Genomic DNA, 20,813 nt, shown 5'->3' with positions numbered 1-20,813 from the left:
CTAGAATACGTGTAAAATGCCCTCTTAGTAATCTAAAGTTAATTCATAAAGAGAGTGTGAGACCCTGCGTTTTTAGAGGCATAAATGGCTTGAATCACAACGACTTTGCCGATTTAAGTTTTAATTAAAATCCGTAGCTTGAGCCTATTTGTTATTAATTATTACTTTTGTAGGTTTGAGTGAAATAATTAAATAGCTTTACCTGTCTTCTACCCAAGTATGAGAGCTATTACAGCTTTTTAAAGCATAAAATATAAAATTATAAGAGGTACATAATGGAACTTACGAATAAACGCACCATGCTAATTACGGCATCTTTATTGTTGGTGTTAGCGTTAACACAGGCTGTTTTTACTGCCCTTTACAGTGCAGAAATTAGTTTTTCAAGGCAGTATGTATGGGGGCTAGAAGCCGTGGTTTTCACTCTACTTGTTGCCTTTGCGGGTTCTGCTATGGTGCAAACACAAAACTCTCAGCTAGGATGGTCGGCTATAACATTTAGCGCGATTCTTAACATAGTGCAGGTGAGCATTGGCCTTACTTTATTTTCAACATTTGGAAAAGTAGCGGGTGCCGTAGAAGGCGCACAACCTTTAATAAGTGGCGTGGTATCTTTGTCATTCATGATTTACTACGCAGCTAAATTATTATTGGGATTAGCAGCTCTTGTTTTTGGCCTGTCTTTTATAGCTAAAGGTGGCAAAGCAATTGGCGGGCTTACTGCCTTAGCAGGCGGAGTTGCAATACTTGCCAATGCTATATTAATCATCTTTGGCCGTGATGGATTTATGCCATCAGGTGTTGCTGGCGCTTCAGGCATGATTGCTACATTACTTTTAGCAATCTGTTTGATTAGTCTTAACCGCAAACAAGACTAAGGCTTAATACCTTACTAATAAGGTAGTTACTTAAATAAGTTATAAACATCGGCGTGTATTAGAGTGCTAATTCGCCGATGTTTTACGTTTAAAGTATACGCTCAGCGCATTCCTAGTTTGTTCCCTCTTAGTAATCTAAAGACTAATTCACAAAGAGGATATGAGGCGCTTCGCTTTTAAAGGGTAAAATAGCTTATATCAAAGCGATTTAACTCAGTTAAGCTTTGGTGTGTGAAGTCAAGATTTGACTTCATTTATTCTCGTAAATTCTTGTTACTTACGCTTTTTAATAAATCGAATTTCGTAATGATATAAACAGGTTCTTTTTTACATTCGACTTTATAAAGATATTGATTTTTAAGAAAATTAGTTTTTTCTTTTATTAAACTAATTTGCTCCCATGGTATTAAAAAACTCCTGGGAAATAGTAGAATCAACATCCGTTTTTGGCTTATAAATATACCTTGCTGAAATGATTTGATATTTAGCCAAGTCCGATATTCACTGTTTTTCTCACGAGAAATATCTGCCACATTCGTCAAGTACATACTGCTTGATTTTAAAAGTGAGGAATCAGAAATAATTAAATCCGTTTTATATTCTCTAGCTAGTTTAGAGTAATACCCAATAATGCTTTGGATATAATTGACTAAAATATAGAACAATAAAAATAAAATTAAGCATATAACAAAGTCCATTTTTTAATACTCCGAAAACTTGCTCTGCACTGCTGACTAAGCTGAAATTTAAGATGGGTGTCTTATTAATTGTTGGACTAAGTGAGTGTGATTACTCATAACAGCATAAGCACACACATCAATACAAAATACCTTCGCTAATTCAAGCAGCTTATCTTCAACCCACCCTCGTCGATGCTCGTAAGATTGACCAGTAAAACGGTCTTCTCCACATAAAAATGCACGACGAACACAGCGTGAAATACAGTGATAGTATTTTGTATCAACCAAACTTACTTGACGCTTTCTTGCAATTGCCATAAGACACCCTGCTCGTTTTTTGCACTAACTAAAACGTAGACCTAAATTTTGAAAAGAGCAAAATTTAGGATGGGTGTCACTGTTAACTTGTTTGAATAAAAAGATCAAGAAAACACAGCTGCCTGCTTGGCCGGAACTTTCTAATGGGTGACCCCATTAAAAGCAACTTGCTAAAGCGCTATCCTAGGTGATCCAAATATGGGCTACAAAGTCTAATAAATGTAGTTTTCCAATCATTTGGTAAGTCACCAAACTCGTCTCCCCAATTTTCTTCTATAAAAATGTGAGCTTTATACGGTTTCTCATAACTTGGAGCTGGATAACCTAATAAATCTTCGATGCACTCTTCAATCATAATCCTTCGGTCTTCACCAGTTTGGGCTAATATAGGTGCATTCATTGCTTCCGCTCGTGCTGTGCCAGCATCACGGTCATGCATAAAAATATACTCTACATCCAAAGCATTTAAATATTTAGCAATAGATATTAATACAGCCTTTCCTCTGGCGCGTAAGAACTCACAATTTCCAACCACTTTAGCCTTATCTTCTACTGATAGCCTTTTTATTGTTTCTCTAACTACAACTTCCTCAGTGTCACCTTCAACAAAAATACATTTTTTAGTAAAAAACATTCTAGATATGTAATCATCTACTTTTAAAAGCATTTTTAAATTTTGCTTCTCATCTCCTTGAAGAGTTAAAAAAGCCTCTTCAAGGTTAAATGAGCTTGATGTAGAAAAGTTAGTCTCAGTTAAGCTGAACTTTGTGAGGCTCACGCTCTTTTCAGAACCAAGGTTTACCATGTAAGGTGAATGAGTGGTTGCAACGATTTGGCATCTAGGGCCAGCTAGATCATATAAGGAATCCCTCATTTGATTTGCAGCAGCTGGGTGTAAAAATATTTCAGGCTCTTCAAAACAAAATATTGTAGCTCGTGGGTTTTCAGCTGTTCTGTTTATAAAATCTTGAACGAATCTCAAGAGCTGAAAAGCCGTTGCTCTGATCATTCCATGACCTTGATAATTAACGGCAGTTTTTACGTTGCTTTCCATTTCTACATTAAATTGTGGTTTTATAGATTTATCAGGCACATCTAAAGTTGCACTTAAATGAACAGATGAATCTGGAAAGAGATTATCAACCATACCATTAAGACCATTAATTAACTGACCAAAATCGGTTGTAGCGTCGTTTGGGTTTAGTTCAGAGGCAAGATTATTAAGAAAATGTTGGGCTTGTGTATAGTTTTCTGAGCCACTTCTAACTTGTTCAAAAAGATCACCTAATAACGAGAACAATGCTCCGCCTGAACTGGTTAATTCTGAAATACAGGATTCGGCAGGTATTACAACGATTCTCGGTAACTTTGATAATACGTTTCCAGGTATCCCACCAGGATTTTCAACCCAAGTTGCCTCTTCATCGGTTTGTACATCCCAGCACTCTGCCAAATCCGAAAATTTTGATTTAGTTACAGCTGTAGTAAGTGCTTTTTCATAGTTACTTTCACCAAAATGTTCCTTTAAAAAATCTTCCGAATAATCTTCACCAACTAAATCTGAAACTTTTCTACATTCTGCGTATTGAGGGCTTCTTGTTCTAGGGTGCTCTTTCATGAATATTTTGGGTTTACTTTGAGTTAAACTCCAAATCTTCTTATAAATAATTGAGTTCCCAGTTTCTCCTTCAAGCCGCTCTTCCGATCTAATAATACGACCTTTAAAGCCAAGCCAACTATTAGCTTCAAATGGAACATTATGATATTCAGCAATAACTTCTACTTCACTTTCATAGGAATAACTTTCTTCTTCTGCATTATATTCTTTAGAATAATCTTCTCTATCAAGATTTGAGTTTTTATGAAGGTGGTTTAATGCGGCAAACACACTGGATTTACCTGCATTATTTGGCCCGATAAGAAATGTTGTATCTCTAAATTTAATGCAGCAATTTTTTAGTTTTCTGAAGTTATTTATGTGTAACTCATGTAATCTCATTTAAACATCCATATTTAAGTCGGGCTGAAGCCCTTTAACGCCGTTTTAAGCTGAAACTTAAGGTAGGTTATAATCGCCAAGTGCTTTAAGTTTTCGGATTGGAAACTCTTGTTAGTGGGCTTTAATCACGCATGAATGATTCTTTAGAATGAGCATCGGCAGATGCTTGAGCCTCGCAACTTTCACAATATTTCCCTTGTTCTTGATAATATTCAACAAGATCTTCATCATCTAAAGTAGCTTCACATTCACGATGAACCTCTTCAAACTCATGTGTATAACCAGAGCATTGGACATCTTCTATTAATGGTCTGATACAATTATCAAAGTAATATTTTTGTGAATCAGATAATTTCTCATATCCATTTTCAGCAGCAAACGAAGCAATTCCAACAATCGTTTTTTCGTCAGCTTTATTATCCCTTGCTGATTGCTCTAATATTTCAGGGTTATTCGTGCTTATCTCTTTTAGTGCTTCTAAGTTCATTGCAAATTCCTTGTAAAGTTTGATGATGTAGACTCAGCTTGCCCACTAACGCCTTGCTAAGCGGCGAAAAATAGTTGGCTAAAATTAGCGAGGAACGAGCAACAGCCAACTGTTTTTTGTCCGTTTAAGCAAATTGTTATACCTTTTCTACACTGAAGTTAATAGCTCTGATATTTCTTGAGCAATTTCCTCAGTAGTGTGAGTCGCGGTACTTCTTGCCACTTTGTCAGCTAATGACGGACTAAAATCAACAACTTGTTGTTTCGTGATGTTATGCCAAATAGGAAGTAATATTTGCTCACCAGAAACAGTTCTTGTAACCATTCCATCAAGCTCGTAGTTAGTCCAACCTTTTTTGATAAACGAAGGGGATAAGACAACTAAACCCACGCGACTATTAGCAAGACCTTTATCGATTTTTTGTCTTAAACTATCGCCAAGTCTTAATGTCATTTCGTCATACCAAACATTTAAGCCTAACTCAATTAAAGCGTTTGCTAACGGACGAACAAATTCATCCTTATCTTCAGATGCATGAGATATAAAAACATCATGTGTTTCTGCACCTGTCTCTGTAGATGGTGGAATATTGTCTCTGACAAGACTCGGCACTTCACTAAGAGGTCTTTCTCGAGTTTCAGGTAATGCACCAGGAAGTACTTGAACTGATGCTCTGGTTCCATTTCTTAAGCCTTGAGTGTCGACAGCAACATGCCAATGACCTGAACTTGGAATTTGCATTCTGTATGGCGATTGTTTTACTAGTCCACCAATATACTTATGTCTTCTGCCATTCTTATAATTATTGAAGTTTGGCGAATCCATTAAACGCACATTCGCGCCACTCGTCAGAGTAACTTGTACTATTTCACCTCTTGTCCTTTGACCAAGGTCATTATGTATAAATTGCAATTCAAATACTCCATATTCGCAAAAAGGTATAGCAGCTTATTGAACCCTACTTTGGTGGTTTATAACACCCCAAAACGGCGTATATTACGTTGTTCGATACTTACACCAAATAACTCTATCAGTAACAACTAACTACAAGAGTTATTCAATGACCTTTGTTATTTAACCCCAAAACGACTTTTAATAATGTTATGGGACAAACCTTACATCGCTGTATTTATACACAGCAACTAATTCTATTTTTATTTAAAGCTTTATAGCCCTAGCCTTTAAAACCTTGTATCCCTCTCACAAGGGTCACCATCTCCGTCGCCATCCATTTTTGTATTCGGGCAATTATTAATAAAAAATACGGCTTCGGCTCGCGAACTCATTTGAGTACAATACTGCCTGCCATCACACGTAAAATTTTGCGTGCTTTTAGGAGTAACGAGTTTTGGGTATTTTTCATCAAAGGTAGCTAAATCGTCATTAGTGGCTAAATCGTCATTGAAGATAATGGGAGTTTGACTGCTTGAGTGAGTGTTGTATTTATTAATCGCATAAAAACAAAGTGCAGCAATAAGCGCAATTGAGGCAACTTTACCTAAAAAGCTATTGGCAAAATTAGATTTTGCTATGCGGTATGGCTGTTGTTTGTGTTTTTGATAAGGTGCTTTAAGCTCTGCAACGCCTTCTATGCGGCAGTTGATTGCTTTGGTTTTACCGTCGGGCTGTGTTGCCACTTCAAAGTAAATGGTGTCGCCTACTTTGGGCTTGCGGTTCATGTGTTTGAGGGCTGATATGTGTATAAACGTGTCGTGCTCTAGGGTGTCTGATTTAATAAAACCAAAACCTTTGTCGGTTTTCCACGTCTTTAACAATCCTTTGTGCATGTATCCGCCTATTATGCTTAAGCTGCGTTTTACGCAAATTCCATTTAGTTAACACTTGTTATTATACGTTCCTAAATTAAAACCATGCAACCAATTATTCATATTGCGTTAATTTTCACGTCTTATCTATTAAACTTAGCTGAAAAATAAGCGTGCTAAAAACAACTAAACCTCAACTTATTTTATTTATAATTTACGGCCAAATGTCCTTTAATTCACATCAACCATTACGCACTCACCTACCAACTTAACAGCTTGTTTACACTAGGTTTTGTCATTAGCTATTTCTATCTGAATTAACCGTTTTTAGTACGATTTTTCATTCGTTATTTACTTAATTTATCTATACAATCCACACCTTATTTTTACGCACGTATTTTAAGTGATTATCTCATGCTATTAACGATTGTTTATATTATTGGTATTACCGCAGAAGCCATGACTGGCGCACTTAGCGCAGGACGAATGAAAATGGATTGGTTTGGCGTAGTGCTAGTAGCCAGCGCCACGGCAATTGGCGGTGGTAGCGTACGAGATATATTACTAGGCAATTACCCGCTTACGTGGGTACAACACCCAGAGTATTTATTAATTACGTGTATTGCCGGTATTGTCACTACGTGGCTGGCTAAATGGGTAGTTAAATTTAAAGGCATATTTATGCGCCTAGACGCCCTGGGTTTAGCTGCCTTTAGCATTATTGGCTGCCAAGTGGGGCTAAATATGGGGCTGCATTACGGTATTTGTGTAGTGGCCGCCGTTGTTACTGGCGTATTTGGTGGATTACTGCGTGATTTAATATGTCGCCAAGCACCGTTGGTATTACATAACGAGCTATACGCGAGTGTATCGTTACTTGTAGCGTGTTTATACTTAGTGCTACACCATTACAATATTGACGACAACATAAGCATTATTGTAAGCCTTGTTGCAGGCTACTTAATACGTATGGCGTCAATACGCTTTAAATGGCGCTTACCTACCTTTAGTTTATTAGAGCAGCACGCTAAATAAAAATAACCTTCAATACAAAATAAGGCAGGTAATATACCTGCCTTAGTTAATATAACTATTAGCGTATTAATTTAATGCCCGCTTACATCGCTTAACGCGGTTTTTAACCCGCTGTTATTTTGCTTAAGTACGCTAAAACTGCCATCAGTTTCTAGCACTACGGCGGCTACATCTTCTATTGCTAATATTCCCGCACCACGAATAGCGGCGCGAATTTCTGATTTTGTTACGCGCTGCGATTTAAGTGCAGCCGTGCAGTATTCACCATCACTCAGTAAAAGCGTGGGTTCTGCTTTTATAAGCGCTGCAAATTTTGACGAGCGCACACTAAGCCACGTAATAATATATTGCAGCCCTATTAATACTACAAAGGCGAGTATGCCCTCAGCTAACGGAACACTTTTTGAAATAATAACAGACGCTAATATAGAGCCCAGCGCAATGGTGACTATAAAGTCGAACACGTTCCACTTTGAAAGCGTACGTTTACCCGATACACGTAACCAAAACACCAGTGCAATATAACCCAGTACGCCTATTGTAAGTACACGTAATAACCCCTGAATATCATCGTAAAACATAGTGGCTCCTTTTTTGTAAGTGCTCGTTATTTACTTACACTTTTTAATCTAATTAATTGCTTAATACCTAAAAACGTACCAAGTGGAATAAATAAAATCCACAGGTAGGCATAAAATTTTGAAATATTTATAAACATGGCTGAGCTGTTTATGTTTTTATTTAACCTACTATTTAGCACGTACGTATTTATAAAAAGCCCAATTAAAGCAGGGATAATTTGTATAAGTGATACAACAATGGCTGATGAAATATGCCCCGCGATTAACTTAGGATCGCCACCAGCAAATACTGTATACGCATTATAAAACCCACTAAAAAAACTCGTGAGTGCGAGTAATAAAAAAGCCTGTAATATTAGACTTAGTAAAGGTAAAAGTGTTTTCAAAAAAACGTCCTAGTTTGTGTTAATCATATGCACAAGAAATGTTTAACAGCCCATTAGTTTTAATTATACGCTTTGCAAATACTGTGCAAGTAATTTAAAGGCAATTATAACGCGTTGAATTACCTAGAATGGTTTTAATTTAAGTGGGGGTTGATTATGATGGAACACGTAATACTTACACCCTTTTTATAATTTTCAGTAAGGATCACCATGTCTAACTATAACGAATCTCCAGAACAAGTTGAACAGGCCACTCAAGGCTTTGTTATGCAACAAACTATGTTACGTATTAAAGATCCAAAGCCGTCGCTTGAATTTTACCAAAATGTATTAGGTATGAAGCTGTTAGGTAAGTATGATTTTCCTGGTATGAAGTTTACGCTTTACTTTTTAGGCTACGAGCAAGAATTGCCACAAGGTGATGATAAAACTAAAGCAGAATGGGTGTTTCGTCGCCCTGCGCTAATTGAGTTAACCCATAACTGGGGCACTGAAAACGACGACAGCTTTGAGGGATACCACAGTGGTAACCAAGAACCTAAAGGATTTGGGCATATTGGTATTAGCGTACCGGATGTTTACGAAGCCTGTGAGCGCTTTGCAAAATACGATGTTGAGTTTGTTAAAAAACCAGATGATGGCTCAATGAAAGGCTTGGCATTTATTAAAGACCCTGACGGCTACTGGATTGAAATACTATCTGCTGAAGGTATTACTGAAATTATTCTTTCTCAATAACAATGAGCTGCTATAAAAAGAGCTTAGTTGTAATCTCCACCAGCAACTAATTACCAATTTAGAACCACTGGTTTTGTTACCTTGCTTTTAAGTGAGGTAACCCATTTAAAACGTTTTAGGTAATTAGTTACCCGCCCCGCTGTATTTTAAGCATAAAAGGAGATTTAAATGCTCATTGGCATCATAGAAGATCATCAATTAGTAAGAGACAGCTTTAAAAAGCTTTTAGAGTTACAACCAGATTGGAAAGTAATTATTGAAGCCTGCAGCGTGACAGAAGCCAAGCTGGCTGTAGAACTTGAACAACCTGATATATTTATTGTTGATATATCGCTTAACGACGCTGAAACCGGCCTTTCTTTTTTGTCGTACCTTGAAGGGTCTTTCCCGCATATTAAAAGTATTGTTGCCTCCATGCACGACCACGAACCTTATGTAAGCAATGCTTTGCGATTAGGTGCTTTAGGTTATGTGTCTAAGCGCTCTGCCTCTGATGAGCTAATAGATGCAGTTAAAGCGGTCGCTTTAGGTAAAAGGTACATTAGTGAAGACGTAAATTTTTCGATGAGTAGCGAAAATTTAGCATTAACTGTGCTTACTAACAGAGAGCTTGAAGCCCTTCCGTTATTTTCTAAGGGATTAAACGCTAAACAAGTGGCGCAAATACTAGAAATAATGCCTAAAACAGCGCATGTACACAAAGCAAACATATACAGCAAGCTTAATGTTACGACCTCGTTTGAACTGCTAAAAATTGCAATTGATGCGGGAGTAATACAGTTAGATGAACTTACCTAACGTTTCTTCTTTATCTAATGTTAGTTTTACTACCGCATACAAAGAGGTAGCTAAACAGTTATTGGTGGGGCTAATTTACTTTATTGCTTCTCTCGCCGCTTTTTGGGTTAGCCAAAACCTTGAAACCGTACCCGAGAGTAGCGCGATATTTATTCCCGCAGGCGTAAAAATTGCGTTTTACTTACTCACTCCAACACGCTATTGGCTCACCTTATGGGTTGTGTCGCGCGCTTTAGCTGCACAGCTTGGTTTAACATACAGCGGGATTTGGGAGTTTGATTTATTTCATGGCTTTTGGCAGGAGCTTTGCTTTATAGCGCTTGTTTATGTGTTTAAAAATAGCCGCTGGCCGCCAAGCATTAACGACAGCCTAGGTATACTTTCGTTAATACTGCTTTGTGTTGCGAGTACATCTATAAAGTGGTTTTTGTTTGCCAGTGCGTTTGAATTTACAAATGTATTGGTTGCAAAAGAGCTACTGCAGTATCAGTTAAACATGTGCTTGGGCGATATTACTGGCTCGTTGTTAATTGCCCCTTTTATTATGTTAATTTACGATTCTAAATACAGTTTTAACACAGTCAGGTTCACTAAGTTATTTGGCCTAGTAGCCACTTTAGTGTGTTTTATATTAATTGTACTTTTTGTCTATGCGGTTCGCCCAGACACCTACCCGCTATTAAGGCTTGCATCGTTATTACCTATTATTTGGTTTTCGTATAAGTATGGCTCGTTAGGGGCTGTAAGCAGTGCAGCGCTAATTAACGCGTTATTAATTGTTGAAGCAAGCATTACGCACGAGCCTAGCAATACCTACATTAGCCAGTTATTTATTTTAGCAAACGCAATTACCAGTATGGTTTTAGGCGCTGCAATTACTGAGCTTAAACGTAAAAACAACGAGTTAAAGCAAACCAATAAAGAGCTTAAAAAGCAGCTAACTCAAAACACGGCGCTGGCTGCCAAAATGGTGTCGGTGCAAGAAAACGAGCGAAAGCATCTTTCGCAAGAGTTGCATGACGAATTAGGGCAAAACCTAACAGCATTAAAAACAGATTTAGCTATTTTGTCGCACCTTAGTAACGAAGATACCCAATCGTTTGTGACTACATTAAAAAACAATGCTAATTCGATGTATGACTCTGTTTATCAATTAATGCATTATCTTCGCCCGCGTGAGCTAGATGAACTCGGTTTAGAAAAGGCAATAACACAAGGGCGACTAAAAAGCTTACTGCACAAGGCAAATATTAAGTATCAGCCACAATTTAAGTTAGATAATAGCCTTTCAAAAGATCACGAAATAGCTATTTACCGAATTTGCCAAGAAGCAGTAACCAATTGTATGAAGCACAGCAATGCCAGCAAACTGGTTATAAATATAATAAACAGCGACGAATTTATTGAGTTAACAATTAGCGATAACGGGACTTTAGTAACCCCAACAGATAACTCAGGTCACTACGGTTTGGCGTTTATAGAGGAGCGAACTACGGCATTAGGCGGAACTTTTAAGGTGTTTAAACAAAATGGCTTTACCATTAAAGTAAAGCTGCCTTTGAGTTTTGATGGCGCAATTAATTAGCAAACATGAACTTGTTTGGTATAAAACTTTTGCCTTAATTGGCCTTCGTCAAGGTGGTCGGAATTAACTTGAATCTCGGCTTGATTACCTAATAGCTGTAATAGCATTCCTTTTGATATTAGATAGTTGCCTAAACTTGATTTTACAATGACTTCTTTGCCTATGGCTTCTTGTAAGCGTGGCGTAGGTAGGCTCGGATGGCTAATTGGTTTTAAGCCCTCAGCTGAGGTAAATAAGTTTATGCAATGCTCTTTAGCGGCAACAATGCTTTCGTTTTTACTTTTAATTACATCAACATTATTTAAAAAATGAATTAGTGCTTGGTTAGCCCGATCAAACTCTGCTGATACGTCATCTATATTGCGGGCGGTTGCCCATTTGCGCACAACTATATATTCGTTTTTTTTAACACGAATTAAGCTTATTGAGGCTCCGGTCATTCTGCTATTCCACTCAATGCGGTAGCAATCAGTCCCTAGGCTGTGAAGCAACACGCTCATGCTTCCAAAATCCTTTGTACTTTCATCAATCAAGCTCATTTTCGTTCCCTCACTTGCAAGTTACAAGGAGTGTATAAACGATTGCTTAAGTAATAAATCATCCATATTCTTAATCGCTCTAGGAAAATGGCTTATATAAATTTTGGATTTAGTGGCTTGCAAGTTAATAACTAATATTACAAACAAAAAAGCGAGTGGTTTGGCTAACTGCTAATAATTAATTTGTAAGTGATTTATAGCTTATTTATAAGCCCAGGCATCGGTTATTGTTACTTGGCAATTGTTATAACTGGCCGCTTTTTTTGCGCAATACCTCTTACTCTAAAGTTTGTTGAGTCATTAGGAAGTATAATTAGGTCTTCGTCGGTTATTGATAACGTATCGACTAGCGTGTTTTGCTCGGTTAAAAAATCGACCTTAAACTTTATATTTTTAAAGGTGAAGTCCGACTCGTTTTTTACCTGCCCTATGCATGCAACATACAATGCATCGTTTTCATTTTTAGTATGAATTTGGCTAACATTAGCGATTAAGTTTTTTTGTGCTTGCTCTTCAAGCCCTGCTACATAAATATTTTGATAAAAAATAAACCCAAAAATACCAACAATACTAAGTGCTAATACACCAATAATAATGGGGTTGTTTTCTAAGTTAGAGTATTTGGCTTGAAGTGAGGTGCATTGCGGGCATTTTTTAGCCCGTGAATCTATGGCGCTAAAGCACATAATACATTCTTTAGTGTGTTGCACCTTTTCCATTACAATAAGCATCCTTGTTAAGTATTAAATGTTAAGTATTGCTGACTTTAAAGTATTTTACTTTACTCGTACCTAGTAACCCCGTAAACACATATAGCTTAAAAAAGTAACGATTTTATAAAGCAATACAAGGCTCTGTATATAAACACAGTGCATGCGTGTTTTGGTATTTTAACGTAAACATAAAAAAGCCAGCAATTAAGCTGGCTTAGAATATTAACTATTTTACATAATTACTTACGAAGTGCGTCGATTCGAGCATCAAGCGGTGGGTGCGACGAGAACAACTCAGCAACACCTTTCCCACTTGCAATACCAAAGGCCATCATTGAACCTTCTAATTGCGACGGATGGTTTTGCTTTAAACGCTCAAGGGCTGATCGCATTTTATCGGCACCAACTAGTTTTGCCGCGCCGCTGTCGGCTGCAAATTCACGTTTACGGCTGTAACTTGCCACTACTATACTTGCTAGCACACCAAATAATACTTGGAATAACATATCGAATAAGAAGTATGTCCAGCTACTGCCACCCTCTTCTTCATCGCTATTAATAAAGTTATCTACTATGCCAGCCAGTACTTTTGCGGCAAATATTACAAAGGTGTTTACCACGCCTTGTATTAGCGTAAGCGTTACCATGTCGCCGTTAGCCACGTGCGATACTTCGTGGGCAAGTACGGCTTCGGCTTGATCTTTGGTCATGTTGTGCATTAAGCCTGTGCTTACTGCCACTAATGAGTTGTTTTTACTTGGGCCCGTTGCAAAAGCGTTCATTTCTGGGCTGTCGTAAATAGCCACTTCTGGCATTTTAATACCTGCTTTTTGTGCTTGCGCAGATACCGTTTGTACAAGCCAATGTTCGGTTTCGTTTCGAGGCTGCGTAATTACATGCGCGCCTGTTGATTTTTTAGCGATCCATTTCGACATAAATAACGAAATAAACGATCCACCAAAACCAAATACGGTGGCTATAAGTAAAATTCCGCCAAGGCTACGATGGCTTAAGCCCAGCGCACTCATTATTATTGAAAGCACTACACCTAATACCAACATAACCGCTAGGTTAGTTAATAAAAACAAAAATATACGTTTCATATTGTCCTCACAAAAATAGGTTTGATCACCGAACATAAAATTAAATTAGGTTAAAGCAATCACTGCGTTATGACACACTATGTCATAACGTTAGCGCTATTCTGTGACAAACTATGTCATAACACAAGTGTTATTTATGTGTTTATTGATAATTTTTTTAAGAAGGGTTTTACAGCAAATTTAAGTATGAGGTTTACTTATAGATCAACTTTTAACAAGCTGTTATTTAGCTCTGCCATATCAATTGGAAAACCACGCTCGTGTGCCAACATGCGTGCAACTTCGTCAATTTTGTCACCGCTATTATGTTTAAGGTACGACCATTGGTGGGTACTGCGGTGATGATTTACAGCAGGATCGCTACTTATTATTCCTAATTTTATAAACTCACTCACTATTTGATCTGCCGCTATTAACGTTGACGATGCTTTAACATTTTCGGCCCGCGCATAATTAATATGCGAATATAAACTTACATCGGCTACGCGCAAGGTGTCGTCATCACCCGGGATTTGTTGCCCGCCATACAAGGCATTATTTTGTGTGCTAGCAGTTTTAAACGCAGGGACAAACTCGGCTACATAATCAATTGCTGTTTGGGTACGTGTTTGCAATGCTGCTTCATCCCAGCCATCTTTAATATAATGCAGGTATTTATTGGGAAGTTTAGGCTGTGCGCTCATTGGCGTGGCATCAGCTAAGCCATCATTAAACAATGTAATGTTGTTAGTCATGCCATGTATTTGAAAGTAACCATTAGGGTAAGGGGTTAGCTGCGCCATACCTTCTGGCGTACCACGGTTACCATAAATAATTATTTCGGGTATTTGCCCACCAGCACCTTGCCAATGAGTAATGTAAGAGGCTTTAAATTCAACCATGCGTTTTACATCTACCCCAACGAGGTCGTCAATAATACCGGTTTGAAAACCACACGCATTAATAAGGTAATCTACCTCAATGGTTTGTGTATCGGCTTGTGTATCGGTTTTAGTATCAGGTTGTTCATCAAGGCTTGGCTCTGATTGGTATTCAATGTGCCATTTAAGTGTTTGCTTATCATTATTGGTATTTATAACTGGCGATACGTTTTTAACACTGGTGCTTGTTAAAACATGAGCGTGTTTGTACTGTGCAAGGGCGAGTTGTGCACTGGCTGATAAACGAAATATATTCCAGCCATATTCTTGTGCAACAATAAGCGGAAACTTTAACTTATCTAAATCTAAATGCTTAGCAACGGGTATCATCCACTCATCTAACGACGTGGGCTTGGCTACTTGTTTTTGCTTAGCAAGCCTTAGCATTTGCTCATAACTATATAACTGATAATAATACTCAGGCTCGCCTAATACTTTGTTAGCGCTGTCTTGCTCTACAAGCTCGCTGTAGGCTTTTACTAATTTATCTAAACGCGGAAATAAGTCCTCCGGTGAGTCGTCATCACGTTTAGGCACTGCAAATACTGTGGGGCGAACATCGATGGTGTGAGGATAAAGGCGCGCAATATCTATACATTGCTTGAGTAAATCTATGCAGTCTTCGTCGGGTATTTCACGATATAAGTTGCCACCCGAATGCAAATGGCACATTGGAGGGCCATCAATTAACGACTTTTTCTTTTCAAGCACATAAGTTTCTAGCCCTAACGCAGCAAGTCTAATGGCTATTGTGGCGCCAGCTGTGCCTCCACCTATTATACCTACGCGTTTTTTAGGTAAGCCATAGTTTAGTGCTTTTGGCTCAGCGCTTACGTGCGCATCTGGGGCGTAGTTTTCAATAAATGGGTGCGTCATATAGTCGTTATGTCCTTAGTAACATTGTCTTTAAGCAAGCTATGTATTTATAAACGTTTATATGTGTACTAAGGCTGACTATTTCAAGATTTACCTAAAAAAGTAACTTTTTTTAAAAACCACTTAAGTGTTTATAGATAACGCACTAAGCAAGCTTTTGTATATTTGTAACTTAGGAGTTTGCTCGCTGTAGGGGCTTATAGCAAGTATTGGAAACGGTAAACGTGCTTTAAGTGAATCAAGGTTTGCTTGGTACTCGTCCATGTTTTTATCTACTTGGTTTGCAATCCAGCCAACGCAGTTTATTCCTATACTTTGCATATGCGCAGCGGTTAGTAATGCATGATTTAAGCAACCTAGCTTCATACCTACAACGAGTATTACCGGCATTTTTTCTGCTTTAACCCAGTCGTATAAATAATCGTTTTTATTAATTGGTAACGCCCAGCCACCAGCGCCTTCGGTAAGTATGTAATTAGCGCCCTGCTGTTTTACATCTTTATAAGCATCACTTAGTTTATCTACAGTAATACTAATCCCAACTTGCTCAGCGGCTATGTGCGGCGCAATAGGTGGTGCAAACGAAAACGGATTTACTACGTCGTATTTAGCGCTCACTGTTGCGCTTTCCATTAGTATTAGAGCATCGGCGTTTACTAGTTGATCGAACGCCATTTCGCAGCCAGCAGCAAGAGGTTTAAAGCCAATGGCTTGTTTTTTGTGTTGGGCAAGTAACTTTAATAGCAAACTGGTAACGTGGGTTTTTCCGGCATCGGTGTCGGTGCCTGTTATAAAAAATTCTTTCATGCGTTGCCTTTAATGTCTTTGGGCTTATTTAGTGTTTTTCTAATGATAACAGCACCACATGATAAGACACACATGCTTTGTTATTTATAAGCGGATACGCACTGCATACTTTTTGTAGCGCCGATTTAGTAAGTAACCCCTGACGTGTATTGGTATGATTTTGCGTAGTTGCACCTATAGCTTTAATTGAGGCAATAGCTTTTAAAGGTGTTGTGTATTCATCGGTGTAAATACGTTTTTGAGCGCTGTTAATAGTAAACCCTGCTTTTTGGACTGATTGGTTTATATGCAACTCACTATTAAAGGTATTTATGTGGCTGTTAGAATCAAGCGCTGCAAAGGCTGTTTTTATTTCGTTAAGTGAGCCCTCTACCACAGTGCTTATATACGCCTGCCCGCCTGGTTTTAATATGTTGTAAAGTGACTGCATTAAAGCCGAAAAATTAGCAGACCACTGCACTGCAAAGTTACTGTAAATAACATCAACACTGTTTGCTTGTAGCGGTAAGTTATCCATATCGGCGCATATTTTTGGTGCGGTTAAATTACTACTTTGCAGCATGCTTATGCTCAAATCCATGGCAATAACGCTTGCAAACATACTTTGTAAGGTATGTGTATTAACAAGCGGGCCTGCGCCTAAATCAACACAAAGCTTATTTTTATTAAAGCCTGGTTTTATGAGTGAAAATAGATCGCTCGCAGCATGTTTTTGTACATTTGCATGGGTGTTATAACGCGCTGCCGCCTTTGAAAACTTACTTTGTGTAGACTTTCTAAGCTCCTTGCTTAAATCCTTGTTTAACTCTATATCCAATTCGCTACTTACTAGGCACGGTTTTACAAGTTGTGTTTGCACTAGGTCTGTTTTTAATACTGGCTGAGCAGTCATGCTATTGCACCTACTAAATGCTTAACTAAGTGCGTTATGTCTTGCTCGGTATGTGCGGCGGTTAAAGTAATGCGTAAACGTGAGGTGTTATGTGCAACCGTCGGCGGTCTAATTGCAGTGAGCCAAATACCCTGTTGTTTAAGTTTATCTGCCGCTTGCAACGTTTGCTCAGCGCAGCCTAATACAATGGGTTGTATGGCTGTGTTTGATTGCATTACAGCAATATTGTGAGTTTTAGCAAGTTGCTTAAATAACGCAATATTGGCATTTAGCTTATCGCGTTTATAATCAGCTGTTTTTATGCTTTTAATACGCGCAAATGTGTGACTTGCCATAAGCGGCGACATAGCGGTTGAATAGGTGTAATCGCGATTAAATTGCAGCATATAATCAATAAACTGTTTACTGCCTAATACACACGCGCCGCTACTAGCCACTGCTTTACCAAAGGTAATGACTAATATATCTGGCAGCGTTTGAGTAATAAACGCTTCGCAACTGCCCAAACCGGTTTTACCTAATGCACCAAAGCCGTGTGCGTCATCAATCATCAGCCATGCGTTGTGCTGTTTTGCAAGTGCGAGTAATTCTTTAAGAGGCGCGCTATCGCCATCCATCGAAAACACGCCTTCGCTTATAATAAGCTTGTTTTGCGCTTTTGATTTTTCGAGCCGTGAACGTAAATGGTTCATGTCGTTGTGATTAAAACGCACTAAAGCCGCGTTAGAATGCAGAGCACCGTCAATCAAGCTTGCATGATTTAACTTATCTTGAAAAATAGCGCTGCTTTGCGCAGCCGCTTTATCTTGAAATAACGCTTTAATTACGCTGCTATTAGCGCTAAACCCTGAGTTAAATAGCATAGCTGCGCCATAACCAAATTGCTCACACAAGTATTGTTCGAGCGTTTTTTGTTGCGCCTGATAACCTGTAACCAATGCTGAGCTGTGACTCCCTAATGCGTGGGAGTCATTAAGGTTAACAGCCTCATCTCCAAAGCCTAAGTAATCGTTACTGGCAAAGTTAAGGTAGGTTTTATTATTAACCGTTATGGTGCGCGCTGTTGCATGTTGTACTACGTGGCGTTTACGAAGTAACGCATCTTGCTGGCGATCCTGCAGATGCGTATTTATAAAATCAAAAGGCATTGATATAAGCCTACGCTTCGTAAAACAATTCAGACGTTGCTTTGTCGGCTACTTGCGATGAAAGCGAAGCTTCTACTGCTTCGTCTGAATAGTCGTGACGCTTTTCTGGGTTCATGCCTAATTTTTTTATTAGGTTCATATCGGCATCAGCGTCTGGGTTTTCGGTGGTAAGAAGTTTGTCGCCATAAAATATTGAGTTAGCGCCTGCAAAAAAGCACATTGACTGCATTTGCTCGTTCATGGCGTTACGCCCTGCCGATAAACGCACATAACTGTGTGGCATCATAATGCGCGCTGTTGCAATGGTACGTACAAATTCAAAGTGATCTAAATCGTCTGCGTTTTCAAGCGGTGTGCCTTTAACTTTAACGAGCATATTAATAGGCACGCTTTCTGGCTGTTGTGGCAAATTAGCTAGCTGCATCAGTAACCCATAACGGTCGCTTGCTTGCTCGCCCATACCGACTATTCCGCCCGAGCATACTTTCATACCAGCATCGCGTACGTGGTCAATGGTATTTAATCTATCTTGAAAAGTACGGGTTGATATAATTTGCTCGTAATACTCAGGTGACGTGTCAAGGTTGTGGTTATAGTAATCAAGCCCAGCGTCGCGAAGCTCATGAGCTTTTTCGTTAGTGAGTTTACCCAGCGTCATGCAGGTTTCTAACCCTAGCTCTTTTACTTCTTTAACCATTTGCGAAATGTATGGCATGTCTCTGTCTTTTGGATCTGACCATGCAGCGCCCATACAAAAACGGGTCGCGCCTTTTTGTTTTGCAAGGCGCGCTTGCTCTACTACTTTTTCTACTTCTATTAAGCGTTCGCGTTCTAAATCAGTTCTGTAATGGCCCGATTGCGGGCAGTACTTACAATCTTCTGGGCAAGCGCCTGTTTTAATTGATAACAACGTAGAAATTTGCACTTCATTTGGGTTGAAGTTAGCACGGTGAACCGATGCGGCTTTAAAAAGTAAATCGTTAAATGGCATTTCAAATAATGCTTTAACTTCAGCGTGGGTCCAATCGTGACGAACAGGTGCAAGTTCCATAATACTCTCTTATTTTTTCTCAACGGTGATATTGGCTTAGTCTACGAGTTGAAGTAACATTGTCAACGAAGCCCATCAAGTTAAAGTTTACATATGATTAAAAAGAATACGATTGACCTTGATTTTGATCGTGAGCACATTTGGCATCCATATACATCTATGACTAAGCCAATTCCGGTATACCCTGTTACACATGCAAATCACAACATTATTCACCTCGAAACTGGCGAGCAATTAATCGATGGCATGGCCTCGTGGTGGAGCGCAATACATGGCTATAATCACCCTGTTATAAATAACGCCATGATTGAGCAAATTAATAATATGAGCCACATTATGTTTGGCGGAATTACGCATAACAGCGCGGTAGAGCTGTGCAAAAAAATAGTAAATATAACGCCGCCTAGTTTAACTAAAGTGTTTTTAGCCGACAGCGGATCGGTAAGTGTTGAAGTAGCAATAAAAATGGCGCTGCAGTATTGGTTAAGCCAAGGTATTACAACAAAACAAAAATTAATGACGCCTTACAAGGGCTACCATGGCGACACCTTTGCAGCCATGAGCGTATGCGATCCCGTTAACTCAATGCATAGTTTATATTCAGGCTTTTTACCTGAACACATTTTTGTACCTGCACCGGTTAGTCAATTTAGGGGCGAGTTTAACAAAGCTGAAGCCAAAGAGCTTGAAGAATACTTTAAAGCAAATCACAGCCAAGTTGCCGCCTTCATAATTGAGCCTATTGTACAAAACGCGGGTGGGATGAACTTTTATCACCCTGATTATTTAGCCTGCGTGCGTAAGTTATGTACGCAATATAACGTATTGCTAATTTGCGACGAAATTGCCACAGGCTTTGGCCGTACAGGTAAATTATTTGCTGTAGAGCACGCCAATATAGAGCCCGATATAATGTGTATTGGTAAAGCATTAACTGGCGGCTCAATGACGCTATCGGCCACTATCACTAGCAATAAAATAGCCATTGGCATAAGCGAAGGTGAAGCAGGTGTTTTAATGCACGGCCCCACTTTTATGGGCAACCCGCTTGCCTGTGCTGCGGCCTGCGCAAGTATTGATTTATTACTTGAGCAAAACTGGCAACATCGAATAAAGCAAATAAACACCCAGCTACAACAACTTAATAAATGCAGTGAACTAGATGCGGTTGCCAATGTGCGTACCTTAGGTGCAATAGGCGTTGTTGAACTAAACGAGGCTGCTGGCAATGTTGATGTTGCTAAAATTCAGGCTTATTTTGTAGAGCAAGGTGTATGGATACGTCCATTCGGTAAACTAATTTACCTTATGCCACCGTATATAAGTGACGATGCAAGTATAAAAACACTGTGTGATGCCATTTATAATGCCATTAAAGGCAAGCATTACGCTTAATAGTCGGTCTCAATAACTAATCCTAATACAGGTTATAGCGCTATTTACTGTAACCTACCGCTACATTTAGTGTTTTTATCTATTAAGCGAGTTTGTGGTTATTGATCTCGTTAACTAT

At 38.8% G+C, this 20,813-nt stretch carries 21 protein-coding genes and 1 pseudogene; 6 read left to right on the top strand and 16 right to left on the bottom strand.

The genetic code is table 11. The annotated features are described in order from the left end of the window. Positions 1-275 precede the first annotated feature (275 nt). Positions 276-878, top strand: coding sequence for a thiamine biosynthesis protein ThiC (locus CXF64_RS06890; protein ID WP_101216656.1), 603 nt, complete (start codon positions 276-278; stop codon positions 876-878). 254 nt (positions 879-1,132) lie between these two features. Here the strand turns inward: CXF64_RS06890 and CXF64_RS06885 are convergent, their stop codons facing one another. The 6 genes and pseudogenes from CXF64_RS06885 to CXF64_RS06860 all read right to left on the bottom strand — a co-directional run bounded on the left by CXF64_RS06885 (position 1,133) and on the right by CXF64_RS06860 (position 6,149). Beyond that, the gene (locus tag CXF64_RS06885; RefSeq protein WP_101216655.1) at positions 1,133-1,576 is read right to left on the bottom strand and encodes a hypothetical protein; all 444 of its coding nucleotides are present in this window, start codon (positions 1,574-1,576) and stop codon (positions 1,133-1,135) included. A 75-nt stretch (positions 1,577-1,651) separates the two neighbouring features. Continuing rightward, a pseudogene (locus tag CXF64_RS06880) lies at positions 1,652-1,876 on the bottom strand (transposase); the annotation flags it as partial. Positions 1,877-2,054: 178 nt separating this feature from the next. After that, positions 2,055-3,875, bottom strand: a complete 1,821-nt coding sequence (locus CXF64_RS06875) for an AAA family ATPase (RefSeq protein WP_101216654.1) — start codon at positions 3,873-3,875, stop codon at positions 2,055-2,057. Positions 3,876-3,996: 121 nt separating this feature from the next. Next, positions 3,997-4,362 (bottom strand): hypothetical protein, encoded by a 366-nt coding sequence (locus tag CXF64_RS06870; protein WP_101216653.1) that lies wholly within the window; start codon positions 4,360-4,362, stop codon positions 3,997-3,999. A gap of 147 nt (positions 4,363-4,509) precedes the next feature. Continuing rightward, positions 4,510-5,274, bottom strand: a complete 765-nt coding sequence (locus CXF64_RS06865; protein WP_101216652.1) for a DUF1883 domain-containing protein — start codon at positions 5,272-5,274, stop codon at positions 4,510-4,512. Positions 5,275-5,543: 269 nt separating this feature from the next. Next, a complete protein-coding gene (locus tag CXF64_RS06860) occupies positions 5,544-6,149 on the bottom strand; it encodes a cold shock domain-containing protein (RefSeq protein ID WP_101216651.1) in 606 nt (201 codons plus the stop codon). Between the two features lie 393 nt (positions 6,150-6,542). On the opposite strand from CXF64_RS06860, the gene CXF64_RS06855 reads away from it, so the two are divergent. Further along, positions 6,543-7,163 carry a trimeric intracellular cation channel family protein gene (locus CXF64_RS06855; protein ID WP_101216650.1) on the top strand — a complete coding sequence of 207 codons (621 nt, stop codon included), beginning with the start codon at positions 6,543-6,545 and terminating at the stop codon, positions 7,161-7,163. A gap of 71 nt (positions 7,164-7,234) precedes the next feature. Here the strand turns inward: CXF64_RS06855 and CXF64_RS06850 are convergent, their stop codons facing one another. After that, positions 7,235-7,744 carry a DUF421 domain-containing protein gene (locus CXF64_RS06850; RefSeq protein WP_010552749.1) on the bottom strand — a complete coding sequence of 170 codons (510 nt, stop codon included), beginning with the start codon at positions 7,742-7,744 and terminating at the stop codon, positions 7,235-7,237. A gap of 26 nt (positions 7,745-7,770) precedes the next feature. Then, the gene (locus tag CXF64_RS06845) at positions 7,771-8,130 is read right to left on the bottom strand and encodes a hypothetical protein (protein WP_101216649.1); all 360 of its coding nucleotides are present in this window, start codon (positions 8,128-8,130) and stop codon (positions 7,771-7,773) included. Between the two features lie 210 nt (positions 8,131-8,340). Between CXF64_RS06845 and gloA the strand changes: the two genes are divergently transcribed. From gloA to CXF64_RS06830, 3 genes are all read left to right on the top strand, one after another. Further along, on the top strand, positions 8,341-8,868 hold the full coding sequence (gloA, locus tag CXF64_RS06840) for a lactoylglutathione lyase (RefSeq protein ID WP_002961250.1): 528 nt from the start codon (positions 8,341-8,343) through the stop codon (positions 8,866-8,868). Positions 8,869-9,036: 168 nt separating this feature from the next. Beyond that, positions 9,037-9,666 (top strand): response regulator transcription factor, encoded by a 630-nt coding sequence (locus CXF64_RS06835; protein WP_101216648.1) that lies wholly within the window; start codon positions 9,037-9,039, stop codon positions 9,664-9,666. Further along, entirely contained in the window at positions 9,653-11,251 is a 1,599-nt protein-coding gene (locus CXF64_RS06830) for an MASE1 domain-containing protein (RefSeq protein WP_101216647.1), read from the top strand. The genes CXF64_RS06835 and CXF64_RS06830 overlap by 14 nt, the downstream gene beginning before the upstream one ends. Here the strand turns inward: CXF64_RS06830 and CXF64_RS06825 are convergent. The 8 genes from CXF64_RS06825 to bioB form a co-directional block, all read right to left on the bottom strand. Continuing rightward, a complete protein-coding gene (locus CXF64_RS06825; protein ID WP_039487923.1) occupies positions 11,248-11,790 on the bottom strand; it encodes a hypothetical protein in 543 nt (180 codons plus the stop codon). The genes CXF64_RS06830 and CXF64_RS06825 overlap by 4 nt on opposite strands. Before the next feature lie 230 nt (positions 11,791-12,020). After that, positions 12,021-12,509: a hypothetical protein gene (locus CXF64_RS06820; protein WP_232783793.1), complete on the bottom strand. Its 489-nt coding sequence runs from the start codon at positions 12,507-12,509 to the stop codon at positions 12,021-12,023. A gap of 233 nt (positions 12,510-12,742) precedes the next feature. Further along, complete coding sequence (gene htpX, locus CXF64_RS06815) at positions 12,743-13,606, bottom strand: protease HtpX (RefSeq protein WP_002961248.1); 864 nt, start codon at positions 13,604-13,606, stop codon at positions 12,743-12,745. 197 nt (positions 13,607-13,803) lie between these two features. Continuing rightward, positions 13,804-15,402 (bottom strand): FAD-dependent oxidoreductase, encoded by a 1,599-nt coding sequence (locus tag CXF64_RS06810; RefSeq protein WP_101216646.1) that lies wholly within the window; start codon positions 15,400-15,402, stop codon positions 13,804-13,806. A gap of 123 nt (positions 15,403-15,525) precedes the next feature. Continuing rightward, positions 15,526-16,209 carry a dethiobiotin synthase gene (gene bioD / locus CXF64_RS06805; protein ID WP_101216645.1) on the bottom strand — a complete coding sequence of 228 codons (684 nt, stop codon included), beginning with the start codon at positions 16,207-16,209 and terminating at the stop codon, positions 15,526-15,528. Between the two features lie 28 nt (positions 16,210-16,237). After that, positions 16,238-17,101, bottom strand: a complete 864-nt coding sequence (locus CXF64_RS06800) for a methyltransferase domain-containing protein (protein ID WP_101216644.1) — start codon at positions 17,099-17,101, stop codon at positions 16,238-16,240. Next, positions 17,098-18,249 (bottom strand): aminotransferase class I/II-fold pyridoxal phosphate-dependent enzyme, encoded by a 1,152-nt coding sequence (locus tag CXF64_RS06795; protein ID WP_101216643.1) that lies wholly within the window; start codon positions 18,247-18,249, stop codon positions 17,098-17,100. Before CXF64_RS06795 ends, CXF64_RS06800 begins: the two co-directional genes overlap by 4 nt. A gap of 10 nt (positions 18,250-18,259) precedes the next feature. Next, on the bottom strand, positions 18,260-19,300 hold the full coding sequence (gene bioB, locus CXF64_RS06790) for a biotin synthase BioB (protein ID WP_010552743.1): 1,041 nt from the start codon (positions 19,298-19,300) through the stop codon (positions 18,260-18,262). Positions 19,301-19,393: 93 nt separating this feature from the next. On the opposite strand from bioB, the gene bioA reads away from it, so the two are divergent. Further along, on the top strand, positions 19,394-20,695 hold the full coding sequence (bioA, locus tag CXF64_RS06785; RefSeq protein WP_101216642.1) for an adenosylmethionine--8-amino-7-oxononanoate transaminase: 1,302 nt from the start codon (positions 19,394-19,396) through the stop codon (positions 20,693-20,695). The last annotated feature ends 118 nt before the right edge of the window (positions 20,696-20,813 follow it).

The sequence above is a fragment of the Pseudoalteromonas sp. GutCa3 genome (assembly GCF_002836155.1).
GTDB classification, from domain to species: Bacteria; Pseudomonadota; Gammaproteobacteria; order Enterobacterales; family Alteromonadaceae; genus Pseudoalteromonas; species Pseudoalteromonas arctica.
Note: the sequence above shows the minus strand (reverse complement) of the source record. Positions and strands in the feature narration are given on the sequence as shown.